Below are 23,434 nucleotides of genomic sequence, written 5' to 3'. Positions count from 1 at the left end.
CACAGCTGGCCTTACCCGAGGCCTTAAGGCTTGAAATCTTGACCGTCCACCGCCATCTCATCGCCCGCCGGAGCAACAAGGTTCATCTCACGCCATGACGACTGCTGACACCACGCCCGCCCCTGAGAGCCACTCCTTCGAGGCTGATGTTGCCAAGCTGCTGCACCTGATGGTGCACTCGGTCTATTCCGACAAGGATGTCTTCCTGCGCGAGTTGATCTCCAACGCGGCCGACGCCTGCGAGAAGCTGCGCTACGAGGCGATTTCCACCCCAGCTTTGCTCGGCGATGATCCCAAGACCCGGATCACATTGCTGATCGATGCCGAGAACCGCCGTCTGACGGTCGAGGACAACGGGATCGGGATGAGCCGCGACGAGATAATCGAGGCACTCGGCACCATCGCCCGCTCGGGCACTAAAGCTTTCATGGACCGGATCCAGGCAGCTCAAGGCGGCGAAGGGGCCCAGCTCATCGGGCAGTTCGGCGTCGGCTTCTACTCAGCCTTCATGGTGGCCGACCGAGTTGACGTCATCTCACGCCGTGCAGGTCATGATGAGGCGACCCTCTGGTCGTCCGACGGCAAGGGCTCCTATACGGTCGCGCCGGCAGTCATCGAGGAGGCGCCCGCCCGCGGCACGCGGGTGGTCCTCCACCTGATGGAGGACGCCGCCTCCTACACCGAGCGCAACCGGCTCGAGCGCATCGTGAAGGAGCAGTCGGGCCATGTGCCGGTGCCGATCTCCCTCGTCGAGAAGCCCGGGGCGGAGCCGCAGGAGGTTGCCGACGGCGCCGCCCTCTGGGTGAAGTCGCGCTCTGAGATCACATCTGAAGACTACACCGACTTCTATCGCAGCGTGGCCGGGCAGTTCGATGAGCCCGCCCTGACAGTGCATTTCCGGGCTGAGGGCCGTCACGAGTACACGGCGCTGGCCTTTGTGCCAGGATCCAAGCCGTTCGACCTGTTCGATCCCGATCGTCACGGCCGGATGAAACTCTATGTGAAGCGCGTCTTCATCACCGATGAGGCCGAGCTCCTGCCACGCTACCTGCGCTTCGTCCGTGGACTTGTCGACTCGGCCGATCTGCCACTCAACGTCTCGCGCGAGATGATCCAGGAAAGCCCGCTCCTGGCCGCGATCAAGAAGGGCGTCACCAGCCGGATTCTCAGTGAACTCGATAAGCTCGCCCAGAACGATGCCGAGGCCTACGCCAAGGTCTGGGAGGCCTTTGGTCCGGTGTTGAAGGAAGGGCTCTACGAGGATTTCGAGCGGCGCTCGACGTTGCTGGGACTGGCCCGGTTCAAGACCACCGCCTCCGGTGGCGTGTGGCGCTCGCTCAAGGACTATGTCGGCTCGCTTAAGGAGAACCAGACGGCCATCTACTATGTGACGGGGACGGATCTCGTACGCCTTGAAGCCTCGCCTCAGCTCGAAGGCTTCCGCGCCCGTGGCATCGAGGTCCTGCTGTTGCCCGATCAAGTCGATAGCTTCTGGGTCACGACAGGAACAGATTATGAGGGCAAGCCCTTCAAGTCTGTGACCCAAGGCGCTGCTGATCTGGTGCAAATCCCGCTGATCGAAGCCAAGGACAATTGGGATCCGCTGGCAGCGGAAGCAGTGACAGACTTCATAAATTCTCTAAAGGCAACCCTCGGTGAGACTGTGTCCGATGTTCGCGCCTCGGAGCGTCTGACGGAAAGTGCCGTCTGCCTGGTGGCCCCGGAATCCGGTATGGACCGCCAGCTCGAGCGGATCCTGGCCCGAGCCGGACAACTGGGATCGGCGGCGAAGCCAGTCCTCGAGATCAACCCGCACCATGAACTTATCATTGCCCTGGCAGGCCTCGGAGATGAAGAAGAAAACCTTCGCGAAGATGCCGCCTGTCTCCTGCTGGACGAGGCGCGGATCCTCGATGGGGAACTGCCGGTCGACGCAAGGGCATTTTCGCAGCGGCTCGCAAGGGTCATGCAGCGGTGTGTTCCAAAGGAATAGACTGGAAGCGGCCATATGCGAGAGCGCGGCTTGCGTTCGCTGCGCCTCACGGCATTCATTGTCTTGCATGCCACTCGGCAGCTCGGTGCCGAGTCCAAACTGTAGTTCCCTCCATCCTTCAAAATTACGAGCACACTGACTACCTGGAGAGGATCCAGCCTTCCGCGACTACCATCACGGGCTTCTAAAGCCAGTGGCTAAGGCAGCCCTGATACTTACCCGGAGTTTATGAGAGTAAGGATCCGCCGTGATCTACGCTTTCCGAATTTGGTAGCCACGCCGTTGTTTGCGGCGAAGCCAGGCTTCCAGGGCCTCAACAGCCTCGTGCTCTGATAGGTGGAGTTCAATCATCTGCCGGCCGCGCTGACCGATCCGGCCCCATTCCCGGACCAAAGTCGGATCGCCGAACAGCGATCGTTCGATGCGCAGGATGTAAAAGCGCGACACATTCTGTGACGGGTCACAGCGGTCCAGGACGAGGACATTGAGCTTTTCCGACATGAGCTCAAGTATCGTAATCCGTGGATTCAACGTCCAATGAAAAGCCGGAATCTTTCACAGGCTGACTGATTCACGACTGTGATGGAAGCTATCCCTCGTGGTGGGCTCGTGCGCCCGCTCGCACCAAGGGTGAGCCTTCGCAAATCGGCCTCCGAAGTGCTCAGCTCTGGCACCCTTGCGCACATAAGGGCGACACCAGCGAGGTGTTCGGTCTTCTACGACATCCGACGTCTCCTCATGGCGAGCAGCTCGACGCTCAGGTCGATCTTGCCGGCTTTGACGAGGCGCGCCATGGCGCGGAAATAGCCGCCCGGGTTCTTGATCCGGCCCTCGCCGCTCGAGACATCATCGTCGTAGAGCTGCAGCACGTAGATCACCGTCACCGCGGCCCGCACCAGGCCGATCTCGGCCACCGCCTCGTTCCAGGCACTCTCGTTCGCCCCCAGCGAGCCTCGCAGATAGCGCCCAGCCGCCACAATATCGGACACATCTTCAATCGGTTCGGGGTAATCGCTGAGGGTGGGGCAGGCCTCAAGGATCAATTCCGGTGATAGGTGCTCCGGCGTTTGTTCGTTATGACGAACCGCCTCAACGTCCAAGTCCCGAAGAGATCGTCAATGCGCACGGTTCGGCACCCACGCGCCCGGGGCGGGAACATGCGCGAGAACAACCAAGTTTGTCTCTGCCGGCAGCAATACAGAAGGAGAAAGGGCGCGGAGCAGTTCCTGAGAACATCCTGGGAAGCTCGGTCGTTCCGTTCAACGAGAGGCTGTGGTGGTTCGGCCTCGCGTCAACCTTTGAGCTGCTGCTCGACGTATCCTTTCTCCATGCATCAACGCTGATGGCAGCGGCTCGGCAGGGCTTCGGGACCGGATGTGAAGTGCAGGATCTCGGGAAGATGCCGCGATGCCCTCACGCGAGCGAATGGGGCCCTGGACTAGTCGCTCTCCCGGCGTTCAGCGGCAGCACGCCCCGCGTGTCCAGGTACTGTTCCAGCCTGGCCGGGCTGGCGTCCGGATCGGCCAAGCCGATATGGCCATCCGGCCGCATCAGGTACACGGCGCCCCGCTTGAGGCCCGCGCGCGCTGTCGTGGGTTGCCAGGGGAACACGTGCAGCACCAATCCCCTTCGGGTGCAGGCCTCCGCGATCCCGGCACTGCACTCACCATAGACGTGAGCCTGCCAGTCGAGGGATCTCAGCGGCGCGAAATTATCGTCTTCCTGATCCGCGCTGCTGGCCGTCGTGACCCAAGGCAGGCGGTCGCCGCCCCTGACGCTGCCGGCGCGACCCTCGCTCAAGCAGCTGCTGCCGTAATCGCCCATTGGGCAGCCAAAGGAGGCTAGCGCAAGATCCTGATTGTTGAACAGTCTTTGTGCGCGTCCCCGCTTGCGATCCGCCTGATTCTACACGGACCGCTGGGAGATTGAAGGATTTGAGGCGTACCCTCGAATCCCGGCCAGGTCACGATGCTCTGATTTGACATCTCTGACCCTCGAACAGAGCATTGCTGCGGGAGGTGCACGACAATGGTCAAACTTTCGATCATTCTGGCACTGGCCATGAGCCCCGTGTTCACCGTGGGCGTGCAGGCTCAGGAGTCCGCGGCAGGGCTCCCGGACGGCCCGGCAAAGGGCATGGTGGAGGGCGTCTGCACCGGCTGCCATCAGACGAGCGAGATCCTCCGCAGCTCCGGTTATACCCGAGCTGGCTGGACAGAGCTCGCCTCCACCATGGTCGATCTGTCGGCCAGTCCGGCCGAGCGAGAGCAGATCATCGAGTATCTCGCCACCCACTTCCCGCCCAACGCGATGCGAGCTCCCAAGGCTGCTCCTGGCGACGTGCAGGTCACGTACAAGGAATGGCAGGTGCCGACGCTCGGCCAGCGGTCGCGCGACCCGGTCGAGGGACCGGACGGCTCCCTTTGGTGGGCCGGCCAGTGGGGAAACCTCATCGGACAGATCAATCCGGCGACAGGCGAGATGAAGGAATACCCGCTGCCGCCGAACGCCATGCCCCACACGGTGGTGCTCGATGGCGCTGGGAACGTCTGGTACACCGGCAACAAGAATGGCACCGTCGGAAAGCTCGATCCCAAAACGGGCGAAGTGACGGCCTACAGGATGCCGGACCCGGCTGCGAAGGACCCGCATACGGCGGTGTTCGACCAGAGCGGCACACTGTGGTTCACCCTCCAGAGCAGCAATATGGTGGGCCGCCTGAACCCTGCCACGGGCGCCATCAAGCTCGTGACCATGAAAACTCCTGGCGCGCGCCCCTACGGAATCAAGATTGACGCGCAGGGCGTCCCTTGGGTCGCTTGCAACGGCTCCAACTGCCTGGTCAAAGTCGATCCGGTTTCGATGGAGCTGACCGAGTATAAGCTGCCGGACACGGCGACCACGGTCCGGCGCCTCGACATCGCCCGCGACGGGATGTTTTGGTACGTCAACTCCTCCGGTGGCAGGCTCGGCCGCTTCGATCCTCGCACAGGCGAGGCCAAGGAGTGGCTCTCGCCGAGTGGGCCGAAATCGCATCCCTATGCGATAGCGGTGGTGGACGGCATCGTCTGGTACAACGAGTCAGGGATGCGGCCGGACATGCTCGTGCGTTTTGACCCGAAGACGGAATCCTTCCAGAGCTGGCCTATTCCGTCAGGCGGCATTCACGCCGGCATTGTCCGCCACATGCGACCGACACGGGAAGGCAAACTCCTTATCCATCAGAGCAGTACAAATAGAATTCTTCTTGTTACGCCTCTGAACGTGGTCGCAACCCCTTGATGCATAGGGCAGCGCAATCATTCCTGCCCTGCTTGGCAGTTGCCTGATTGGGACGGTGACCTCGCGGGTCAATTGCCCAGCGGATCTCCAGGGATGGCCATCAAACTCTATGAACTCGCAGGCGCCGAGGACAACCGGCGCTTCGGCCCCTACTGCTGGCGGATCCGCTTCGTTCTCGGGCACAAGCAACTCGAGTTCGAGCCGGTGGCGTGTCGCTTCACCGACAAGGACGTGATCGCCTTCTCCGGGCAGGTCAAGGTTCTGGGCGATGGCGATGAGGTTGTTTCCGACCCCTGGGCCATCGATTGCTATCTTGAGCGGATCCATCCTGACCAACCTTCGCCCTTTGGCGGATCGGCGGGGCAGTTGGTGGATGGTGGCCTGCTGACACTCTCGAACAGTGGCTCCCCTTTGACGAATTGTAGTAGAGTGGCAGAGATCGCCCTTGCGAGCGGAGGACCGGTCGCCAGGGAATCTCCCAAAAGTTTGAGGGGCGGCGATGTCCCATCCGGCGAAGTCAGGTGCCAGTGTCTTCAACCTTGCGAGCTGGTTGGCCGGTCCCGCTCGCGTGAGCCTCACGCCAGTCGAGATCGTGGCACAGACCTGCGAGCGGCTGGTGCATGCCGGCGTTCCGCTCTGGCGGGTGCGGGTCGGACAGCGGCTGGCAAACCCTCTTATCGGAGCGTGGGGCATCATCTGGGTACGTGGAGCGGGAGCCGAGGAGTACACGGTTCCCCGCAGTGTCCTGGCCACGAGTTCCTACACCGGCAGCCCCTTCGAACATGTGGTCAAGACCCGCACCCGCTTTCGGCACTCCCTGCAGCACCTCGATCCAGCTCACGATCACCCGGTGTTGTTCGAGCTAGCTGCAGCCGGCAGCACCGACTATCTTGCCCTTCCAATCACCTACGGCGACGGCTCGGTCCAAGGAGCGGCATTCACAACTGATCACAGCAGCGGCTTCAGCCCAGAGGATGTGGCGCTGATCGGGGAACTCAGTCCCTTTCTCGCCGCGGCGCTGGAGCTTGCCGCCATGCGGCGCTCGACCGAGAGCCTGCTCCAAACCTATCTTGGCGATGGCCCGGCCAAACGCATTACGGCCGGTGCCATCCGCCGAGGCGATCAGGTGGAAATCGAGGCCGCCGTGCTGCTCACGGACCTGCGGGGTTACACGGCGCTCGCAGAGCAACTGGCGCCCGATCAACTGCTGGAGCGCCTCGACCAGTATCTGGAAGTCATCGTCGAGGCTGTGCGCGCAGAGCACGGTGACGTGCTGAAGTTCATCGGCGATGGCGTGCTGTCGATCTTCTCTGTCAACGCAGGTGGACGAAAGGAGGCCTGCGCTCGTGCACGTCGTGCCCTGGAGGCCGCCCAGCTGATGGCTGCCGAGGTCGGCAATCTGCACTTCGTCGGTTGCCTGCACGCCGGTCCCGTGACGTACGGCAACATCGGCAGCGCCGATCGCCTGGACTTCACGGTCGTTGGCCCCACGGTCAATCTCATCAGCCGCTTGGAGGCCGTTGCCAAAAGGATGAACCAGGTCGCGGTCTGCTCGGGTGAGGTGGCGGCGTTTTTTCCCGCTGACACATTGAACCCGCTCGGCAGCTTCGTTCTGCCCGTTATTCCGAATGAGCAGACGATCTTCGGGGTGATCGTACCCAATGCAGGAGCCGGAGAATAAAACAAGCCATCTGCTACCGAGTCATGATTTGCCGCTCGCGTTGGCACATGAGCAACACCACCGCGACAGCTTGTTCTGCAGGTCGGCTTAGGCTCTTCCAAGCTCGTGTTGTCGCACGATCATCTCAGCCCCTTGTTCACTCCTGATTACGTACAGGACCATGCCATCATCGACGACAGGGAGGATGCGCACGACCTCACAGATCCCGCCAGCCGCCTGTCTCATGGGACAAGCTGGCCAACCGAGAAGAGTGGTTGCATCACGTTCTCCAATCCGAACGGGGAGCCGCTGGCCCAGGTCTGCCGATCGCAGGTCTGGATTGTTGTTCGGTTGTCTGCGCTGTAATCAGAAGTGGTGAAACGGTCAGCGTCTCTGCCGGTTTAATCGGCCCATTTCTCGGATGCGAAACTCCAGCTCGTGGAGGTCTGCGGCTGATGCGAGATGCGCCGCATCGCGCTCTTCATCGGTGGGCAGGAACTCCTGCCGGATCGAGCTCAGATGACGTCTCAAGCTCGATGGCAGATGCGTGAGGTTGAAGGAGGCGACTTTGCAAAGTGAGAACAAGATCATGTCATGGCTCCTCTGATGTGTCTGGAGCCCTCTGGCGCTTCCCCTGCAGGGTATCTGTTGTAAGCTTCTTCCCTTCCAGCACGCTGGTCCTTGACCTCGTCTGAGCGATAGCAAGCGGGCGTGAATGTTTCGTTACGGGGAGGCTCAGCGCAGTGGGCGCACATCAGTGGGCGCGCACGCTTCGTCGTTTGATGATCACGACCTCGGTCTGTCGTCCTCGAGTGAGCGCTGATCGGCTCTGATTGGGCTGAGCGTGTGCCAACAGGACGCGATTACGGCTTTCATCTTCCGACAGTCCGACCAACTGTGCGGCGATCGCAATCTGGCTCTCAATCTGGTCTGTCAGACCCTGCGCAGCCGCTATGGCCTCGTCGAGACCAGGAGGGTCATGGCGTGTGCGGCGCCGGCTCCACGCGGCAGGAATGCCTTTCTTTCGATCCACGGTCCCTCTCCTCAGCATCCAACAAGCCAACGGCGGAGAAGGCGATTTGTGCAATGCACAATTGTCGCAGCCAAGTTTCAGGCTTTCGGTCATCAGACAGGCCTAATGGGAGTGCTCCATGTAGCAACTCGCAGCCTCGTTCTTAGGCCATGGCATCTGCCGGATGGATCACAATCCCAACCGTTTAACGAAGTCGGAGCCCTTCTCGCGATTTGGCGTCGCATAGAGCTGCTATTGCTGAACGTTGTTCGGGGTATGCAGGGTTGCCAATGTGGAGGTGATAAGGAGAAACCTTGATGCAGGCGCCAGTGGTCACTCCCGCGCAACTGCGCGCCGGGCGCGCTCTTCTCGGTTTGTCACAGGCCGAACTCGCCGAGCGCGCGGGCCTGACAGTTGAAGTCGCCGCAGAGGCTGAGACCAAGCGTGCAGCAGGTGCGCTCGAGCCTGCCGTGGCAGCCCTGCAAGCCGCTCTTGAGGGTCAAGGCGTGCTCTTCCTTGATGCTGACGGCGGACAAGGTCCTGGCGTTCGACTGCGACGTTCCGGTCAACCGGACGAGGGTCTGCGGCCGGACCAGCTCACGAGCGACAACGACAGCTGAGAGAGCCGGCAAGCCCATCGGCCCCTGTCGGAAGACCGGCCAGCATGCCATGTTAGGCCTCGTGATGCTGGAACGCTTCCCATGGCCTACCGTGTCCGGTGGCAACTTGTCGGACGATCCGGGCAGCCGCTCGACAACGGCTGCCTTGGCGAGGGTCTTTGCGCCTACGGCGATGCCGTGGCGGCAGTGGCTGAGTTCCTGCGCCCGTACCCAGACATGTGTCGGTGCCCGGCCGAAAGCTACTGGCTGGCACGCCGCTCGCAGGATGCCGATCTGGCGGTGTGGGTCTGGATTGAGTGTCACAGGATCGAGGAGTCGACTAGGATCAGCAGTGCGCGGCTGGTCTTAGGTCCGGCAGCAGATCAAGCTGCAGTGCCTGTGTGCGATCAAAACGCTGAGCTTCCAGTGGGGCCTAGTTACTCGCCCTGGCCCCTGTGCCCATAGATCTGATTCTTGGCTCGAGGATGGTATCCCCTTAACCTGGATCTCACGTTCGTCGGCTTGTCTGCTGAGCACATGGACGAGCTGAGCAGTTTCAGGAGGGCTTGGAACATATGAAGCTGTACCGCCTCAACGTCACTGCGGACGGCGAGCCCTCCGCAATCTTCGCCCTTGCCGAGGATGTGGACAGCCTTCTCCACACCCTCGAGTACCAGGACCATGGCGAAGCCGATGAGGAGAGCCTGCTGCCGTATTTCGATGGGGAGAAGAAGCCGCGGGTGATCCGAAGCCTCGAGGAGGTTCCGGAGGATTACCTGGATTTCGTCTGCCTGGGCGACAATCCGGAAGAGCTAACAGTGACCGAGTTCTTCGACACGCAGGATTAGTCACCTGAATGGTGCAGAAATCTCAGGATGCAGGTCGCCCCGAATGGAAGATGGTAGAGACCGATCGAGGGCATGCCGCATCAGGCCTTTCTGAACCAACGTCTGCTATCCGGGCCGTCGATCGACCCACTCTACGCCTTGGCGTTGGCAACCTTGCGATCAGGGTCGGGCGCTGCACCCGCACTCTCAAGAAGCGCAGTCAGTTCCCGGCTGTAGTTCTCCCGCCGTTGGCGATGCCGAGATTCAAGCATTGCGAGCGCACGATCCTTGACATGCGAATTCGGCAGTGTCGCGATGAGGTCCTGTCGCTGCCGATCGTATTGATCATCCATCTCGTTCAAAATGGATTGAAGGGACCTCACGAGAGGATGATCCTCGACAACTGTCGTCTCTGCGGTTGAACAAATCACTCTCTGGTCCCAGGAAACACAGCGCTCCAGACATTTGTGTGGGAAAGTAAGTGGTCGGCCCTGAACAACCCACAACTGATTGAGGTTGAAGGATTCTTCGTCTTCGCGAAGCATTGTAGAATGACAGCATCTGGGGACTGACCCGCTCAAAACCGGTGTTTTGCCATGGGACCCAAGCCATCGATGCCGAGCTCCGACGATCTCTACCGCAGCCGTCTCGATCAGATCCTCGATCATCGCCACGAGTTGTTCCGGCTTTCTGGCCTCATCGACTGGCACCGCTTCGATGAGGAGTTTGGCCGCTTCTACCGACCCCTCGTACGGCCCGCGAAGCCGACACAGCTGATGGTCGGACTGTCCTATCTCCAACACACCTTCAACCTGTCCGATGAGGCGGTGGTGCAGCGCTGGATCGAGAATCCCTATTGGCAGTGGTTCTGCGGCTGCGCGTATTTCCAGCATCAGCTGCCGTGCGATCCCAGCTCGCTGACGCGCTGGCGCAAGCGGCTTGGACCAGACGGGTTGGAGACGCTGCTTTCCGCCACCATCCGGGCCGGGCTCGACACGGGAGCGGTGCAGCCGACAAGCCTGCAGCGGATCAGCGTCGACACCACCGTGCAGCCCAAGGCGATCACTCATCCCTCCGACGCGAAGCTCTACCTCAAGGCCTTGCAGGCTTTGGTGCGCCAAGCCAGGAAGTGCGGTCTCAAGCTGCGGCAGGCCCACACGCGTCTGGCCAAACGCACAGCCGCGCAGGTGGGCCGTTATGCCCATGCCCGTCAGATGCGACGCATGCGGCGCGAGTTGAAGCGGCTGAAGACCTATCTCGGGTGGGTCTACCGCGATGTGGCCCGCAAAGTCGCCAGCGATGACAGCCTCCTTGCCCACTTCGCTGGTCTGCTCGGCCTCACTGAGCGTCTTCTGATGCAGGAGCGCACGAGCAAGAACAAGCTCTACAGATGGGATATTCGGCCTGCCGCCAGAGCCTTTCCATTTCACGAAGAAGCGCGGCGCCTCAGGCTGGTAGTACAACGAGGTTCGTGGAAAATGGCCTCAGGCATCAATGGGAGAAGCGCAGCATGAAGCACTACGTGAGGTAGATGAGGAGGCCGGCCGTCACGAGTCCGGCCAGGGTGTAGTCGAGGGTCATGACAGAGTCCTCAGAGCCGGTCGCAGGCGGCGGTATAGGCGGCAGCAAGGCCGAAGAAGCCAAGACTAGAGCATCGGACAGGAACGCGGATTCAACGGGTTCACTTTGGGCGGGAGCTGTGATTCCCTTCTGACCAGGAGGTGGATCATGACCCAGAGCTACTCTCTCGATCTACGCGTGCGCGTGGTGGCGTTTGTGGAAGCGGGTCACTCTTGCCGGGCCGCGGCGCGCCACTTTGGGGTCAGCGACAGCTTCGCCATCAAGCTGCTTCAGCGCCAGAAGACGTCCGGATCGCCCACTCCGGCGCGACAGGGCCGTCCACCCGGACGCCGGAGGCTTTCGCCCTACGAGACGTTTCTGATCCAAGCCGTCGAGGCCAAGCCGGACATCACCATGCCCGAACTCGCGGCTCGGCTGCTGGAGGAGCATGGGATCGTCGCCGCCCCGGCCACTCTCTCGCGGCTGCTGTGCCGGCACGGCTTCACCTATAAAAAAGCCCAGATGGCCGCGGAATGCGCACGCGCCGACGTGCGTGAGGAGCGCCGGGTCTGGCACACGCAGCGTCAGCCGCGGATGCGCCAGCAGCCATATCGGTTGGTGTTCTTGGATGAGACCTACGTCAATACCAAGATGACGCGCCTGCGCGGCCGGAGCTGCAGAGGTCAGCGCTTGCGCGCTGCAGCCCCCTTTGGCCACTGGAAGACCCACACCTTTCTGGCCGCGCTGCGCTGTCATGAGCTGAGTGCGCCGTGGATCATCGATGGCCCGATCACGCGCTCGGCGTTTGACATCTATATTGAGACGCAACTGGCGCCCACGCTGGTGAAGGGTGATGTGGTGATCCTCGACAACCTCGCGGTCCACAAGAGTGCGAGGGCGGCGGAATGTCTGAAGCAACGAGGTGCCTGGTTCCTGTTCCTGCCTGCATATTCGCCCGATTTGAACCCAATTGAGCAGGCTTTCGCAAAGATCAAAGCACACCTGCACAAAGCCGAAGCCCGAACCGTTGACGCGCTCTGGCGAGCTGTCGGCAACATCTGCAATCTGTTCGAGCCGCAGGAATGCTGGAACTATCTCAAGGCCGCCGGATATGCGTCCGTGTAATCGTCCGATGCTCTAAGTGTGAGCATCAGGATGTCCATGGAAGTAGGCTCCGTCCGAAAGGCCCGCCGCATGGGATACGGCATGCCAGTCCGGGAACAGATGCCAAAAGGCGTATAAAGGTTCGAGAGAGCTGGAAGGGCGTCGGTATAAAATTGTTATAAAGATTGGACCGTTTGGGACGGACCGCGGGGTCATGCGCCCTAACAGCCCATCCGCTTCGCGACAGCCGTCTCCATTGCCGACGTCCAAGGCTCCCGGCGTTTACATCGACGGTCAGCGTTGCCCTAAAAATGAACCTCCTGCCACGATGTCCAGGGTCAGGAGGTGAGATGCCCTTGTGCAGGGGACCCGGAACGACCGTGCCGAGTACGGGCACCGGGTTGGCACGGAGCCACGGCCGTCAGGCCGGAAGCATGCCCGCAAGCGTGAGGCGGACCGTCTGGGGAAGAACCTCGACGGCATTCGGGTCATGGCCGGCCTCGAACTCGGCAAAGTCGATCGCCGCCTCGCGGCTGATGAAGATGCCACCGACGAGACCCGCCCGGTCCCGGCGATCCAGTGGCCCTCGGCATCCACGCCGACGACGAAATAGGGGCGCCCGACCTTCACGAAGGCAGGCGAACCTTGATGACTCATCTCAACACTCATGGGGTTGTGGTCGTGATCAGGGCCGCGGACGGCATCCACTGCCTGGACGCTTCATTCGCAGTCGACAGCAACGAAGACGGCGCTGGCTGCGATCCGTCGCTTGGTCGCCCGAGGTGCAGGGTTCTCCGGCCGGATCAGGGCGGTGACGAACGCCTTCAGGATCGCGATCGCCAGCACCGGATGCGGCTCGTCCACCTCGCAAGGACCCCAGCAGACGGGGTGGCGAGGGTTCATCGCGCACCACCAGAGCCCGTCGTCGAGGCAGAGGCGGCAGACACACCATGTTGGCATCTGCTCCGTGATGAGACCCAGTCCGAGATCCGTCCAGGATCGTGCCACGATCATGGGACGGAGGGTGGCCAGGGTCGCGAAGGGGTTGCCTTGGCAGGTGTGCAGGATGATCGATCGGACCAGTTCCTCATCGAGGTGGTCGGTCCGGCCGAGCGTCGTCATGAGCGCGGCGAGCCGCTCCAGCTTTGAAGAGACAGGATACATCGCTGGTCTCCTCAGAGGACGGAGGTACCGACGATGCGGATGCCGAGGCGCAAGGCAAGAAGACCGAGGCAGGCGACGGTCTCCAGGGTGAGCCCCTGGTAAGGCTTCGCAGACTGGGCGAGCGTTCCTGAATCCTTGCGGGCGCCCTTCACCCAAGTCCTATGACCGGCATAGCGAACGAGAGACATGATTTTCTCCATACGGCTGAGGTGCCGCACGGGACATAAGAAAGGACTTTCCGCATCAAGGATCGAGAGAGGGCGAAGCGACCTTATATTAACTTGTCATATGGAAACTCAGTCGGATTGTTATGCCGCCCTCGAAGCTCCGTTTCCATATAAGGATCGTATAAAAATTGCTGTTGCATGAAAGCTTCAGCGCATTGTCCTTATGGGATCTTTATTTGACGGTGCAAGCGGCCGCGGCAAAGCTCTGTGCTTCCTCAATTGGTGGAGTCCCAGAATGATCACCGAGCGTCGTTGGCAACTCCTCACCATCCTGACCTGGTACGCAGCCTCATGGGTGGGCATCGTCCCGTTGATCATGCCTGGATCCCCGGCATACGCCGCAGACCCGTCCGCCCCGGCACCGGCCGCCGCACCCGTCCCCTCGGCGTTCGACTTCGCCTTCGGTGCCCACCTTCAGTCCGACTACAATTTCCGCGGCATCTCGCAGTCCGATCGCCACCCCACCCGGTCAGGGCTTGGCCAATGAGCGAGACCAGGAAAAGGGCGAAGAGTGCAACCGACAGTCCGTTGTCATGGAGGAAACGACGCATACATTTGACCTCGCACTCGAACCGCTACGGTTGGACAACGCCGGACGGGGATGCTGGTTTCCGATTCGCCCGCGTGGTTGAAAGCAGCCCGGCCTGTTACAGCTGATGAGCGATGACACAGTGCATCGCGATCGGACGCTCCCATCCCGCCAATAACCCTTCCCTCCCCGACGCGATCCAGATCCACCTCGGGCGCGAGCCGCGTGCCCTCTATGGCAACTCTTGTCAGTGGCTCAAGCCATTTCAGGGCTACGTCGCTGACACGCTGCGTCGTTGACGAACGCCGTCGCTGGCGTAGTGTGCCCGCGGTTCACAGCTATCCCTCGCCGAGCAATTCAACATCCTGGCTGCGTAAAGCCTGCGGGTGGAATAGTCCTGATCTACCCTCATCCAAATCTCGCGGCAGAGCCACAGATCTTGCGCTGGCCCCAACTGAGCATGAACCGCAGATACAGCCGAACGGCGTGCCGGATGATCTCCGGCTGGAACTGGTATTACAGCAGGGGCGGGCCACCTTCACTCCGCAAACATACGGTCTGCCAGAGAGTGGACCGCTATCCACCCCATGAGATCCCTTGGCAGTGCCGGCGGCTTTCTCACCGAAATCAGCCAGGAGGCAACACTCGGAAATGTTGCCAGTCGCCACCAGCGCGATGGCGAGGGTCCCCATAGCGAAGCCGTCCGGCTCACCATGAAAGTTCTTGCCAGACAGGAACTCAAACGCGCCCAGGACATTCCACTTGTTGTTAGAGGGTAGAGAGCCTCCGCCTTCTCGGCAAGTTTGACTTGCTTTGAGATACTGGGCGCCCGAGAATTGCGGCGTGCTATCCTCCGCGCCGCTCGATATGATGCGCTGGCCCTCAGGCGAGACCGCAACGTCCGAGACGAAGCCTCTTTGATGGTACGTCCATACGCATGCGTTTGAGCAGCAAACGGAGAGAAGGAATGGCTCGGTATGTTTCGGCTGCGGCATTGATGACCTATGCAGCTTTTACTTGCCAATCCGCCTTGGCTGCCGACTATCAGACACAGGGCCTTACAACGGCGGATAACGCGCTCCCAGTGTTCTACGAGGCTCTCCGGACCAAGATGAACTTTACGCTCGGCTGGAAGGACGGCGCCGATCCCAAGGCTTGGCGTGCTGCTGGCCTTGCCAAGGCGCGCGATCTGATGATTCCCGATAACGACCGCGTCGCCTTTCAGCCAACAGTGATTGACGAAATCGACCGCGGCAGCTACGTCGCCCGCAAATTAGTCTTTAACGTCACCGCAGAGAGCCGCGTGTTGGCGCTCGTGCTGGTACCGAAGGGCAATGGGCCGTTCCCGGCGGCTCTGATGCTGCACGACCACGGCAGCCGCTTCGACATTGGCAAGGAGAAGTGGATCGCGCCCTGGAACGATTCGACGCGCGAAAACTCGGCCAAGGAGTGGTCGGAGAAGTTCTTCGCCGGCCGCATGCCCGGCGACGAACTCGCCAAGCGCGGCTACGTGGTAATGGCGACCGACGCGCTCGGCTGGGGCGATCGCTCTGTCGCTGACTTCCAGCGCGAATCCCAGCAGGCGCTGGCGAGCAACTTGTTCAATCTCGGCTCGTCCTACGCTGGGCTGATCGCGCAGGAGGATGTGCGCTCCTCCGAGTTCCTCGCCTCGCTGTCGGAGGTCGATAAGGGCAAGGTGGCCGCCGTCGGCTTCTCCATGGGGGCATTTCGGGCTTGGCAGGTGGCGGCGCTGTCCGACAGCATTACTGCAGCGATCGCCGACTGCTGGATGGCAACGATGCCGGGGTTGATGGTGCCCGGCAATAACCAGCTTCGTGGCCAGTCGGCGTTCCCAATGCTCCACCCCTGGATAGGTCGCTATCTCGACTATCCCGACGTCGCAGGCCTCGCTGCGCCAAAGCCTATGTTGGTATATGCTGGTGAGAAGGACACATTATTCCCGGCTGAATCGGTCAACGCCGCTTTCGACAAGATGAGGAGGATTTGGGCTGCCAACGGCGCCGCCGACAGGCTAGAGACCCGTTTCTGGCCTTATGGCCACGTCTTCCTGCAGGATCAGCAGGACGCGGCGTTCTCGTGGCTCGACCAGCAGTTCGGAAGGAAATGACAAACCTGTCTGCGCTGATCAACCGACACCGTCATGTCTGGATGGCGCCCGTTTGGCAATGTGCTTGATGGGACTTTCACCTTTTAAAAAGCCAGATTTGAGTGACTGGTTCTGTTGCAAATCCGGCACAGGGACGAGAAAGCAGCATCTGCACCGTACCGCCCTCATCGCCGAGCCGCTCGAATTGCTCGGCAAGTGAAGGCTGCGGATTGCAGGCATATTTCGCCTGCTGTTTGCGCATCATATGGATTAAATCGATGCCACCCAAGATCACGCGGGCACTGTCAAAGGACTTGAAGCCAAGCACCGGTCGCAGGCGGCGTTTGACGGCGCGGTGATCCTGCTCGATGCGGTTATTGAGGTATTGACTCTGCCGGATCCTGATCGGCTTCAGCTTGCACCCCGATCTGTCCTGAAGCCGGCTCTCGGCATCACACGACAGGATGGCTTCGCGATTGGTCTGGCTGCCGTCGATGACAATCCTCCCGGGCCGGCCATGCCGCTTGAGCGCCTTGCGCAGGAACCGCTTGGCCGCTGCCAGATTGCGCCGTTCACTGAACCAGAACTCGACCGTGTCGCCGTTGCTGTCTATGGCCCGGTAGAGATACCGCCACTGCCCGCGGACCTTGATGTATGTCTCATCGATGTGCCACTTGCCCGTGACGGCTCGCTTGCGTGCATTGAAGCGCTCCAGCAGTTCGGGCGAGTACCGGATAACCCACCTGTGGACGGTTGCATGGTCGACGGAGATGCCCCGCTCGGCCATCATCTCCTCCAGGTTCCGCAGGCTCAAATTGTAAGCCAAATACCACCGGACGCAGAGCAGGATCACGGATTTATCGAAATGCCCGCCCTGAACACCGCGTCCCCCACTACTGTGACCAACGCCCCAGTAGCTGAAACTCTGCAACAAAGAGTTTGCGACGGATCCGGATAACCCACCACCAAGTGGCGAGCCCGCCCGCAGGCTGTGTAGTCGCATCGCCTGGAGGCGTCGCTGGGGTGGGTGTCTGAGCTAGGACCAACAAGGATGAGAGTGCCAGCAGGGCAGTCCCTGCGAGTGAGGCGGATAGAACTTTGCGCATGGGCTCCTCCTTGGGTTCTCTCCCAATGAGCGTCGGCAGGCCACAGAGCTAATGAGGGAACGCCGTCCGATTCATCAGAAGCTGTAACTCGTTCAACCACTGAACATAGCGAGAGCGGCCTCTCTGATAGCACTCCGCAAGTTGGGCAGCGAACCGCGTCTTGATGGTCTCGGGGCCTGCCCCGCCCTGAAGCTGCTCCTGGTCACTTTGGTAGTGAAGTTCGATATCCGCCAGAACCGCCAGGGTGCTTTGAAGCTGGGGCAGTAGGTCGGCAGGATACCAGGGACATTGCATCGCCGAGGCGGAAGCCTGTCGCACGACAGAGGTACGCGGCATTGAACACCCTCCCTCTTCTCAGAATGGAGGGGAGCATAGCAGCATTCAGGTCAGAGGTAACTCGGATATCGATGAGGGGCCGAGAATGATCAGGTTTTGAGGCTTTGATCATTGGCTCGTCTGCGAGGAAACTGGAGTGGATTCCTGAGCCTCACGGTAAACGCTCCATGATCGTCCACGCCTGCTGACTCTCATAGCTCCTGCTGGATGACATTCTGCCCATCAAAATACGCCTGGATGATCCCGCTATCCTCCTCGCGTGAGGAGACATTCAGTGAGCTTGATGCGCCATCGGCAATGAGCTTTCCAGCCTCCAGAGAGACGCGACAGGCACTCACCACCGTGGCCGGAACAGTGTGGGGCATTTGAGAGTGCTGCATGAACTCAGGGAAGAGCAGCGGGAGCAACTCGCCGCCGTCAAGTCGGAACATGACATACTTCATAGGCATAGAGCGCTCCCATTGAAGCCACGGCGATAACCTGCCTACTTTCAGATAGGAGCCGATCTGGGAAATGCCGGATGCTTGGTCCCAACTGGAACGCGTTATCTCCGAAAGGATTGCCCTATGTTTGAGAAGAAGCAGAGCTATACCCCGACAGAATCTCAGCGAGCCTATAAGCAACTGGATCAGCTTGTCGCCAAGAAGAACATCAACCTGCGACAGGCCAGTGCCCATCGGCGATATGTTGCCAGCCGAGTTCAGGTCACGCTGAAACCATCCTACACCGCACAGGCGGCACGGCGGGCCAAAGCCGAGATCGTGAAGCTGACCGAGGCTGGCACGATCACGATGAAGTCAGCAGCGGCCTATCGGGCGCATATCACCAAGCGCACTCAGGCTGCTTAAGGGTCAGGTGCGATGAAGTGCGGCACAAACCTTCAATCAGCCATCGACGCTGGTTTTCACGGAGTGATGCAAGGTAGATGGCAAAAGCGCCTCATGGGTGCCGAACCCGTAATATGGACCAGCGGCAGCCTAATTCTCAATCTGCTCCCGTCGTGCGAGCCGCTCTACAAGCTCTGTCAATCGGGCTGGGAGGGGAGTCTCGACCGAACCGTAGGCAGCCCGTAGTCGCTCCCCCAGCCATTTAAGGTCGTTGGGGGCCAGCGACTGATTCAGCTTAGCGGAGGCAGGAGGAGACAGGATGATCGCCGGGGCGTCGGTCTGGGGCAGAGCTTCCAGCGAGACACTCTTGTTGACGGCACGGAGGTGCCGGTGAATGCCCCTATATTCTCGCCCTTGTTCAGGGTCACTATTGTGCAATGCAGCGGGATATTGCGGCAAATGTACGGACAGGATATTAAGCATCTCGTGCGGCAGCACCTCCTTATTTGCCGTGGAGTAGGCCCCTGACCGCTCGGTTGCAAGGTTGGTGCCTGATCTTCAAGTACTCCACGCTCTCAATCGCCGCCGGTAGCGCCGTTCCAAGCACCTGTGATACCGTGGTATTTAGTGGCCTCGAAAGGGGAGATTATTATGGATGAAGACCACTTCAACATGGCCGTCCGCAAGTTCCTAAAGGAAGTGGGAGTCACGTCGCAGCGAGAGATCGAGCGGATTGTGCGTGAGGGAGCCATAAAGGGAACGAGCCTGCGGCTCCGTATGACCCTGACTTCAGACGATCAGCCCGCGCTAAAGCATGTGGTCGAAACGACCATTGAACTCCGCTAACGCGTCCTCTACCAGTCCTCATCGAAGTAGGATCGCGGCAACGGTAATATCCATCTGCCGTCCGTTATCGGGCGATGGCAGTTAGCGTCTCCCGCCTTGGCTGGTCAGCTTCGACTTGGCGATTTCTGAAAACGCGACTGTCAGGACATGTTGATTGGCACAGTCCCTGATCTCGAAACTCGAATCGTGCCGATCCTCGCCTTTTTGATCACCATCCGCGATCATGTCGCGGGCCTTGGCGAGTGCGTCCGCACGGGCGGCTTGAAGGCCGGGATATGTATCCCCTTCCGGGTCTTCGATAACGCCGCTCGGGGTCTTGATGTTGAAGTAGTGCAACGCCGGTTGGGTCGCATGCGTGGGGGCAGGACGCGGGCTCGTGGGACGGATGCCCAGAGCGCGGCGCACCGCCTTCTTCGTTCCATCGTCTAAGATCGTCACGCTGGCTCGGTCGTTTCGGAGCCTTGCTCATGCTGACATTGTACGACGGCGAGCACGCTTTTTGATGTCAGTCAAACCTCGAACGATCTGAGTCGTCACGAGACCCTTGTCGCTTCCTCAGCACCAAAGCAGCGTTTGCTCTCAGGCATCTTCAAGCTGGCAACGGACATATCCTTGCCGAAGAGGACGGCGTATAGTTCGATCAGATGAGGAGGGCCTGATGTTCAGAAGAATCAAATCTTATGTTTCTTTTGAGAACGAAGCGCTTGTTGTTGCCGGTCTCGCATTCTTGTTTTGTGGGGCTGTGATCATGGGCTTCATGTAATGCTCTCCCAAACCTTGATCGCGCTGCTCCTGATGGCTGCTGTTGTTCTGATCTACGTTTTCGCGATCAAGTCTGGGTAGTGAGCAAGCTCTGATGATGGAGATGGAGCCTCACAGAGGTGCTGACCCGGAGGTGGCCCATGGCCTATCTGATGTTTCAATATGACCGTCCAATCGACACCCAGAACTGGAACAACTACAACCGGCATGTTCGCGACTGGATCGCCCAGCTTCTGACAATGCCTGGAGCCATATCGTTCATGGCCTATCGCGCCGCTCATCAGAACAGCCCTGACACGTTCACCCTGCTGGAATTCCGCACCATGGAGGAGGCCCGGCACGCCGCAGCGTCGGAACCGGTGAAGCATGTTCTCGACGAGTTGCGGGCCTTTGGCGCGGTGGCCAAAGTGCTGCTGGTTGAGCGCTCGCCGTTCACGCCCGAGCCCATCCTGGCTGCAATCCAGGATTCAGAGATCGACCCAGTCACACCGGTTTGACGTTGTCGCCTTGCGCTTCTCGGTCACAGCCTACCGCTAATGCAGGTCAGTTCCCCTTGATGGAGTCAGCCTGCTGCTTCCACATGACCAATGGCCTGAAGCCGAGTGCCCATCGTGAACCGATCAAGGCTGACCAGCGGCAGATGGAGGAATGTGTCGATCCGGCTTTTCACGGCATGGAAGGCGCGAACAAAAGCTTGCTCCTTGTCGGCATCAGAACCTTCGACAGCGGCTGGATCGTCGATGCCCCAGTGCGCGATTGAGGGATGTCCTGGCCAGACCGGACACGCCTCACCTGCCGCGCTGTCGCAGACGGTGAGCACAAAGTCCATGACAGGCGCTCCCGGTGCCGCGAACTCGTCCCAGCTTTTCGAGCGATACCCGTCTATCGGGTAGCCGTGATCACCCAGCACCTTCAGGGCGAGCGGGTTGACCGTGCCCTTCGGCTGGCTGCCTGCCGAGTAGGCTGTGAAATGGCCCTCGCCGTCCTTGCGCAGGATGCCTTCGGCCAGGACCGACCGGGCTGAGTTGCCGGTGCAGAGGAACAGGACATTGTAGAGTCGCTCGGTCATGGGTGACCTCCCCGTGCCAGAAATTGCAACTCAGCCCCGTGCTCCGGTCGGCTGGGTTGGCTCTGCTACAACGCAGGCGGATGCTCCCGCTTGGTGCCGAAGGAGCGTGAGGGGGTGCCTGGGAACAGCGACACATGCGTGTGCCGGGCGATCCACTCCCCGCCCGCAGCCTGCCGCCCGAGCACCACCGTCGCTCGTCCGGGCCGATCAAACGCTTTGCCGCTCTCAGAGTAGCCGGTGGACTCGAACACCGCCATGCCGACCGCCGTGAGGCGGTCGGCTGAGATGATGGTCCGCAGATCGTCCAAACGCCAGCGGAACTGGTCGATATGGCTCCAGACGTGACTCCACTGCTCTTGCTCGGTTGCCTCGCGCCCAACAGTGAAGGCTGCGAAGGTCCCAAACGTGACGATGTCGTCGGCGAAGAGCGGGCGGGAACCGACGAAATCCACCGCCTGGATGCAGAGTTGGAGCTTCTGGAACCAGCGGCGGATCAAGGCGACATCATCTTGTTCAGCCATGACAGGCTCCAAAAGCCGAGGCTAGGTGACAGGCATGGTGCGCTTGCCCCGGCAAGGGGTCAAGCAGTCCGCAGAAGCCAGCTTCACGAGCGAATGGGCTGGTCGCACGGCAACCGTAGGTGTATGGTGAAGCGGTAGCCAAGGTGAAGCGACGCCATGACCACCGCCGCCCGCCAACACAGCCATCCCGCGCTCAAGGAGACAGAGCGCAGCCGGTCGGCACGGCGCAAGCTGGCGCGGCTCCATCACATCCATCCGCCCTCACATGCGCAGCATCTTGCCCTTGTTGAGGAGGTCCGCGCGGGCCGTCGCTCAAAATACATGCGCGACCGCCTTCCCGCCTGTCTCCCCCACCTGCGAGCCTTTGCGCTGTCTCTGACCCGCGATCCGGTCCGGAGTGATGACCTCGTGCAGAGTACCCTCCTGCGGGCTTGGGCAAACCTGGATTACTTCCAGCACGACACCAATCTGGAGGCGTGGCTGTTCACGATCCTGCGCAACAGCTTCTACTCAGAGCATCGTAAGTACAGACGGGAGGTCGAGGACCCGGACAGCAGCTTCGCCCAACGCCTGATGGTGCAACCCGAGCAGGAATTCAGGATGTTTCTGGACGACGTTCAACGGGCTTTGGTGCGCTTGCCGCTGGAGCAGCGCGAGGCTCTCCTTCTGGTGACTGAGCACGGCGAGACCTATGCGGATGTGGCGGCTCGCTGCGGTGTCGCGGAAGGCACGATCAAGAGCCGGGTGAACCGGGCTCGCACCCAGCTTGCCGCGATGTTGCAGATGGAGAACCGGCACGATCTCGGACCGGATCGGCTGATGCAAGCCGCCCTCCAGCACTCGAACGCCGTAGCTTCCATGTGAAGCCATCCTTGGTTCCACCCGGAGCAGGCCGGATCGCCAACACGGCAGGCGACAGTGTCTTGGCCGAGTTCCCGAGTGCCGTTGATGCCGTCCAATGTGCCGGTGCCGTGCAGGACGCCATTGCTCAGGTAGCCCAAGACACACCGGAGGATAGACGCCTTCAGTTTCGGATCGGAATTCACGTCGGCGATGTCATGGTCCGAGGTGGCGATCTGCTCGGCGGGTAAACCCCACGAGCATGGTCGGCAGGCTCACGGCGAGGGATAGACTTCCAGCAAGCTTGATGTCGGCTCCGAACAACAACACCAGCGTTGGAATGAGCAACTCGCCCCCGGCCACGCCGAGCAGGGAGGCAACAATGCCGATCACGAACCCGGCGACAATGCCAGCAACGAGCTGCGCCGCCCCAACGAGCAGGGCCTGGCCGGCGCTGGCGTCATGGCCGAACACCAGCACCCCTGCGATGGCGACCAGGAGGACCGCGATCACCCGGTAGAGGGTCTCCGATTTCAGGCGTGTCGCCCATCCGGCGCCAATCCAAGCGCCTAGAAGGCTCCCGCTAACAGGTTCAGCACGATGGGCCAGTGGGCTGCGATTAACCCGAAGGATACCGTCCCAGCCCGGAACGGCAGAGCGGAGGCAACCACGACGAGGCTCGTGGCCTTGTTCATGATCACCGCTTCGAGCGCCGCGAAGCGGAACAGCCCGATGAGTAGCGGCAGGCGGAACTCAGCCCCACCAAGGCCGATCAGGCCGCCAAGGGCGCCAATGACAGCCCCACCACCAAAGGCCATCGGGAGATTGCGTGGAACATGGATTGCGTCTTCGGGCATGTCCTAGAACTACGCGAAAATGATCCTGAAAACAGCCTCGCACATGCACGGGAAGATCGTCCGTGAACTTCGCATAATGGTCAGTATGGAATGCGCTTTCCGATCCAGGCAAAAAGTAAGCGCCCTCTCTTCTCAAGGGGACGCGAAGGTCCGATCCGTAGGGGTAAAACAGTATCGGTGTCGCCTCTGTACGCTGGTCCGCCTGC

Annotated in this window: 26 protein-coding genes and 4 pseudogenes; 14 read left to right on the top strand and 16 right to left on the bottom strand. The window is 60.8% G+C overall.

Annotated elements, in window-relative coordinates; all coding sequences use genetic code 11:
- Positions 1 to 94 precede the first annotated feature (94 nt).
- Positions 95 to 1,993, top strand: a complete 1,899-nt coding sequence (htpG, locus tag BB934_RS30455) for a molecular chaperone HtpG (protein WP_099513646.1) — start codon at positions 95 to 97, stop codon at positions 1,991 to 1,993.
- A 252-nt stretch (positions 1,994 to 2,245) separates the two neighbouring features.
- Here htpG and BB934_RS30450 read toward each other — a convergent pair whose 3' ends face one another.
- The 3 genes from BB934_RS30450 to BB934_RS30440 form a co-directional block, all read right to left on the bottom strand.
- Positions 2,246 to 2,494: a WGR domain-containing protein gene (locus BB934_RS30450; protein WP_099513645.1), complete on the bottom strand. Its 249-nt coding sequence runs from the start codon at positions 2,492 to 2,494 to the stop codon at positions 2,246 to 2,248.
- Between the two features lie 215 nt (positions 2,495 to 2,709).
- Positions 2,710 to 2,982 carry a replication initiation protein RepC gene (gene repC, locus BB934_RS30445; protein ID WP_237050495.1) on the bottom strand — a complete coding sequence of 91 codons (273 nt, stop codon included), beginning with the start codon at positions 2,980 to 2,982 and terminating at the stop codon, positions 2,710 to 2,712.
- Positions 2,983 to 3,406: 424 nt separating this feature from the next.
- Positions 3,407 to 3,793, bottom strand: a complete 387-nt coding sequence (locus BB934_RS30440; RefSeq protein ID WP_157934415.1) for an FAD-dependent monooxygenase — start codon at positions 3,791 to 3,793, stop codon at positions 3,407 to 3,409.
- Positions 3,794 to 4,021: 228 nt separating this feature from the next.
- Between BB934_RS30440 and BB934_RS30435 the strand changes: the two genes are divergently transcribed.
- On the top strand, positions 4,022 to 5,275 hold the full coding sequence (locus BB934_RS30435) for a Vgb family protein (RefSeq protein ID WP_237050494.1): 1,254 nt from the start codon (positions 4,022 to 4,024) through the stop codon (positions 5,273 to 5,275).
- Between the two features lie 499 nt (positions 5,276 to 5,774).
- Complete coding sequence (locus tag BB934_RS30430; protein ID WP_099513642.1) at positions 5,775 to 6,956, top strand: adenylate/guanylate cyclase domain-containing protein; 1,182 nt, start codon at positions 5,775 to 5,777, stop codon at positions 6,954 to 6,956.
- 363 nt (positions 6,957 to 7,319) lie between these two features.
- On the opposite strand, the gene BB934_RS30425 is transcribed toward BB934_RS30430, so the two are convergent.
- The 3 genes from BB934_RS30425 to BB934_RS47535 form a co-directional block, all read right to left on the bottom strand.
- Complete coding sequence (locus BB934_RS30425) at positions 7,320 to 7,526, bottom strand: DUF3563 family protein (RefSeq protein WP_099513641.1); 207 nt, start codon at positions 7,524 to 7,526, stop codon at positions 7,320 to 7,322.
- Between the two features lie 163 nt (positions 7,527 to 7,689).
- Positions 7,690 to 7,968: a hypothetical protein gene (locus BB934_RS47540; RefSeq protein WP_157934414.1), complete on the bottom strand. Its 279-nt coding sequence runs from the start codon at positions 7,966 to 7,968 to the stop codon at positions 7,690 to 7,692.
- Between the two features lie 356 nt (positions 7,969 to 8,324).
- A complete protein-coding gene (locus tag BB934_RS47535; protein ID WP_157934413.1) occupies positions 8,325 to 8,870 on the bottom strand; it encodes a hypothetical protein in 546 nt (181 codons plus the stop codon).
- A gap of 251 nt (positions 8,871 to 9,121) precedes the next feature.
- On the opposite strand from BB934_RS47535, the gene BB934_RS30415 reads away from it, so the two are divergent.
- Complete coding sequence (locus BB934_RS30415) at positions 9,122 to 9,394, top strand: hypothetical protein (RefSeq protein WP_099513639.1); 273 nt, start codon at positions 9,122 to 9,124, stop codon at positions 9,392 to 9,394.
- Positions 9,395 to 9,525: 131 nt separating this feature from the next.
- On the opposite strand, the gene BB934_RS47530 is transcribed toward BB934_RS30415, so the two are convergent.
- The gene (locus BB934_RS47530) at positions 9,526 to 9,918 is read right to left on the bottom strand and encodes a hypothetical protein (RefSeq protein ID WP_157934412.1); all 393 of its coding nucleotides are present in this window, start codon (positions 9,916 to 9,918) and stop codon (positions 9,526 to 9,528) included.
- 51 nt (positions 9,919 to 9,969) lie between these two features.
- On the opposite strand from BB934_RS47530, the pseudogene BB934_RS30405 reads away from it, so the two are divergent.
- The 3 genes and pseudogenes from BB934_RS30405 to BB934_RS30395 form a co-directional block, all read left to right on the top strand.
- Positions 9,970 to 10,761 (top strand): annotated as a pseudogene (locus BB934_RS30405) (IS5 family transposase); the annotation flags it as partial.
- A gap of 340 nt (positions 10,762 to 11,101) precedes the next feature.
- A complete protein-coding gene (locus BB934_RS30400) occupies positions 11,102 to 12,058 on the top strand; it encodes an IS630 family transposase (RefSeq protein ID WP_099513636.1) in 957 nt (318 codons plus the stop codon).
- Positions 12,059 to 12,395: 337 nt separating this feature from the next.
- Positions 12,396 to 12,650, top strand: a complete 255-nt coding sequence (locus BB934_RS30395; protein WP_099513635.1) for a hypothetical protein — start codon at positions 12,396 to 12,398, stop codon at positions 12,648 to 12,650.
- A gap of 107 nt (positions 12,651 to 12,757) precedes the next feature.
- On the opposite strand, the gene BB934_RS30390 is transcribed toward BB934_RS30395, so the two are convergent.
- The gene (locus BB934_RS30390; protein WP_099513634.1) at positions 12,758 to 13,201 is read right to left on the bottom strand and encodes a hypothetical protein; all 444 of its coding nucleotides are present in this window, start codon (positions 13,199 to 13,201) and stop codon (positions 12,758 to 12,760) included.
- Between the two features lie 11 nt (positions 13,202 to 13,212).
- On the bottom strand, positions 13,213 to 13,389 hold the full coding sequence (locus tag BB934_RS47525) for a hypothetical protein (RefSeq protein ID WP_157934411.1): 177 nt from the start codon (positions 13,387 to 13,389) through the stop codon (positions 13,213 to 13,215).
- 274 nt (positions 13,390 to 13,663) lie between these two features.
- Here BB934_RS47525 and BB934_RS47520 point away from each other — a divergent pair, with 274 nt between their 5' ends.
- Positions 13,664 to 13,915 carry a hypothetical protein gene (locus BB934_RS47520; protein WP_157934410.1) on the top strand — a complete coding sequence of 84 codons (252 nt, stop codon included), beginning with the start codon at positions 13,664 to 13,666 and terminating at the stop codon, positions 13,913 to 13,915.
- 13 nt (positions 13,916 to 13,928) lie between these two features.
- Here the strand turns inward: BB934_RS47520 and BB934_RS50670 are convergent.
- A pseudogene (locus tag BB934_RS50670) lies at positions 13,929 to 13,979 on the bottom strand (hypothetical protein); the annotation flags it as partial.
- A gap of 112 nt (positions 13,980 to 14,091) precedes the next feature.
- Between BB934_RS50670 and BB934_RS47515 the strand changes: the two are divergent.
- Both BB934_RS47515 and BB934_RS30375 read left to right on the top strand, forming a co-directional pair.
- Positions 14,092 to 14,256 carry a hypothetical protein gene (locus BB934_RS47515; RefSeq protein WP_157934409.1) on the top strand — a complete coding sequence of 55 codons (165 nt, stop codon included), beginning with the start codon at positions 14,092 to 14,094 and terminating at the stop codon, positions 14,254 to 14,256.
- A 668-nt stretch (positions 14,257 to 14,924) separates the two neighbouring features.
- A complete protein-coding gene (locus BB934_RS30375; RefSeq protein WP_099513632.1) occupies positions 14,925 to 16,085 on the top strand; it encodes a dienelactone hydrolase family protein in 1,161 nt (386 codons plus the stop codon).
- A 172-nt stretch (positions 16,086 to 16,257) separates the two neighbouring features.
- On the opposite strand, the pseudogene BB934_RS30370 reads toward BB934_RS30375, so the two are convergent.
- A pseudogene (locus BB934_RS30370) lies at positions 16,258 to 16,917 on the bottom strand (IS6 family transposase); the annotation flags it as partial.
- A 780-nt stretch (positions 16,918 to 17,697) separates the two neighbouring features.
- Positions 17,698 to 17,955, bottom strand: coding sequence for a hypothetical protein (locus BB934_RS30360; protein WP_099513631.1), 258 nt, complete (start codon positions 17,953 to 17,955; stop codon positions 17,698 to 17,700).
- 117 nt (positions 17,956 to 18,072) lie between these two features.
- On the opposite strand from BB934_RS30360, the gene BB934_RS30355 reads away from it, so the two are divergent.
- Positions 18,073 to 18,354: a hypothetical protein gene (locus BB934_RS30355; RefSeq protein ID WP_099513630.1), complete on the top strand. Its 282-nt coding sequence runs from the start codon at positions 18,073 to 18,075 to the stop codon at positions 18,352 to 18,354.
- A gap of 630 nt (positions 18,355 to 18,984) precedes the next feature.
- On the top strand, positions 18,985 to 19,179 hold the full coding sequence (locus BB934_RS30345) for a DUF6494 family protein (RefSeq protein WP_099513628.1): 195 nt from the start codon (positions 18,985 to 18,987) through the stop codon (positions 19,177 to 19,179).
- An 81-nt stretch (positions 19,180 to 19,260) separates the two neighbouring features.
- Here the strand turns inward: BB934_RS30345 and BB934_RS30340 are convergent, their stop codons facing one another.
- The gene (locus BB934_RS30340; RefSeq protein ID WP_099513627.1) at positions 19,261 to 19,617 is read right to left on the bottom strand and encodes a DUF6894 family protein; all 357 of its coding nucleotides are present in this window, start codon (positions 19,615 to 19,617) and stop codon (positions 19,261 to 19,263) included.
- A gap of 464 nt (positions 19,618 to 20,081) precedes the next feature.
- Between BB934_RS30340 and BB934_RS30335 the strand changes: the two genes are divergently transcribed.
- Entirely contained in the window at positions 20,082 to 20,438 is a 357-nt protein-coding gene (locus tag BB934_RS30335; RefSeq protein WP_099513626.1) for a hypothetical protein, read from the top strand.
- A gap of 65 nt (positions 20,439 to 20,503) precedes the next feature.
- Here BB934_RS30335 and BB934_RS30330 read toward each other — a convergent pair whose 3' ends face one another.
- Positions 20,504 to 21,010 carry an arsenate reductase ArsC gene (locus BB934_RS30330; RefSeq protein ID WP_099513625.1) on the bottom strand — a complete coding sequence of 169 codons (507 nt, stop codon included), beginning with the start codon at positions 21,008 to 21,010 and terminating at the stop codon, positions 20,504 to 20,506.
- Between the two features lie 65 nt (positions 21,011 to 21,075).
- The gene (locus BB934_RS30325; protein WP_099513624.1) at positions 21,076 to 21,531 is read right to left on the bottom strand and encodes a YybH family protein; all 456 of its coding nucleotides are present in this window, start codon (positions 21,529 to 21,531) and stop codon (positions 21,076 to 21,078) included.
- A gap of 156 nt (positions 21,532 to 21,687) precedes the next feature.
- Here BB934_RS30325 and BB934_RS30320 point away from each other — a divergent pair, with 156 nt between their 5' ends.
- Positions 21,688 to 22,395: a sigma-70 family RNA polymerase sigma factor gene (locus BB934_RS30320; RefSeq protein ID WP_099513623.1), complete on the top strand. Its 708-nt coding sequence runs from the start codon at positions 21,688 to 21,690 to the stop codon at positions 22,393 to 22,395.
- Positions 22,396 to 22,614: 219 nt separating this feature from the next.
- Here BB934_RS30320 and BB934_RS30310 read toward each other — a convergent pair.
- Positions 22,615 to 23,228: pseudogene (locus tag BB934_RS30310) on the bottom strand (TSUP family transporter); the annotation flags it as partial.
- Positions 23,229 to 23,434 lie beyond the last annotated feature (206 nt).

This window comes from Microvirga ossetica, assembly GCF_002741015.1.
Lineage (GTDB): Bacteria > Pseudomonadota > Alphaproteobacteria > Rhizobiales > Beijerinckiaceae > Microvirga > Microvirga ossetica.
This window is presented reverse-complemented; position numbering and strand designations above follow the sequence as displayed.

Excerpts from the sequence above, each read along its gene's own strand:
- htpG (WP_099513646.1), top strand. The coding sequence starts at position 95 with ATGACGACTGCTGACACCACGCCCGCCCCTGAGAGCCACTCCTTCGAG.
- BB934_RS30450 (WP_099513645.1), bottom strand. The coding sequence starts at position 2,494 with ATGTCGGAAAAGCTCAATGTCCTCGTCCTGGACCGCTGTGACCCGTCA.
- BB934_RS30435 (WP_237050494.1), top strand. The coding sequence starts at position 4,022 with ATGGTCAAACTTTCGATCATTCTGGCACTGGCCATGAGCCCCGTGTTC.
- BB934_RS30430 (WP_099513642.1), top strand. The coding sequence starts at position 5,775 with ATGTCCCATCCGGCGAAGTCAGGTGCCAGTGTCTTCAACCTTGCGAGC.
- BB934_RS30425 (WP_099513641.1), bottom strand. The coding sequence starts at position 7,526 with ATGATCTTGTTCTCACTTTGCAAAGTCGCCTCCTTCAACCTCACGCAT.
- BB934_RS30415 (WP_099513639.1), top strand. The coding sequence starts at position 9,122 with ATGAAGCTGTACCGCCTCAACGTCACTGCGGACGGCGAGCCCTCCGCA.
- BB934_RS47530 (WP_157934412.1), bottom strand. The coding sequence starts at position 9,918 with ATGCTTCGCGAAGACGAAGAATCCTTCAACCTCAATCAGTTGTGGGTT.
- BB934_RS30400 (WP_099513636.1), top strand. The coding sequence starts at position 11,102 with ATGACCCAGAGCTACTCTCTCGATCTACGCGTGCGCGTGGTGGCGTTT.
- BB934_RS30390 (WP_099513634.1), bottom strand. The coding sequence starts at position 13,201 with ATGTATCCTGTCTCTTCAAAGCTGGAGCGGCTCGCCGCGCTCATGACG.
- BB934_RS47525 (WP_157934411.1), bottom strand. The coding sequence starts at position 13,389 with ATGTCTCTCGTTCGCTATGCCGGTCATAGGACTTGGGTGAAGGGCGCC.
- BB934_RS47520 (WP_157934410.1), top strand. The coding sequence starts at position 13,664 with ATGATCACCGAGCGTCGTTGGCAACTCCTCACCATCCTGACCTGGTAC.
- BB934_RS47515 (WP_157934409.1), top strand. The coding sequence starts at position 14,092 with ATGACACAGTGCATCGCGATCGGACGCTCCCATCCCGCCAATAACCCT.
- BB934_RS30375 (WP_099513632.1), top strand. The coding sequence starts at position 14,925 with ATGGCTCGGTATGTTTCGGCTGCGGCATTGATGACCTATGCAGCTTTT.
- BB934_RS30360 (WP_099513631.1), bottom strand. The coding sequence starts at position 17,955 with ATGCCTATGAAGTATGTCATGTTCCGACTTGACGGCGGCGAGTTGCTC.
- BB934_RS30355 (WP_099513630.1), top strand. The coding sequence starts at position 18,073 with ATGTTTGAGAAGAAGCAGAGCTATACCCCGACAGAATCTCAGCGAGCC.
- BB934_RS30345 (WP_099513628.1), top strand. The coding sequence starts at position 18,985 with ATGGATGAAGACCACTTCAACATGGCCGTCCGCAAGTTCCTAAAGGAA.
- BB934_RS30335 (WP_099513626.1), top strand. The coding sequence starts at position 20,082 with ATGGCCTATCTGATGTTTCAATATGACCGTCCAATCGACACCCAGAAC.
- BB934_RS30330 (WP_099513625.1), bottom strand. The coding sequence starts at position 21,010 with ATGACCGAGCGACTCTACAATGTCCTGTTCCTCTGCACCGGCAACTCA.
- BB934_RS30325 (WP_099513624.1), bottom strand. The coding sequence starts at position 21,531 with ATGGCTGAACAAGATGATGTCGCCTTGATCCGCCGCTGGTTCCAGAAG.
- BB934_RS30320 (WP_099513623.1), top strand. The coding sequence starts at position 21,688 with ATGACCACCGCCGCCCGCCAACACAGCCATCCCGCGCTCAAGGAGACA.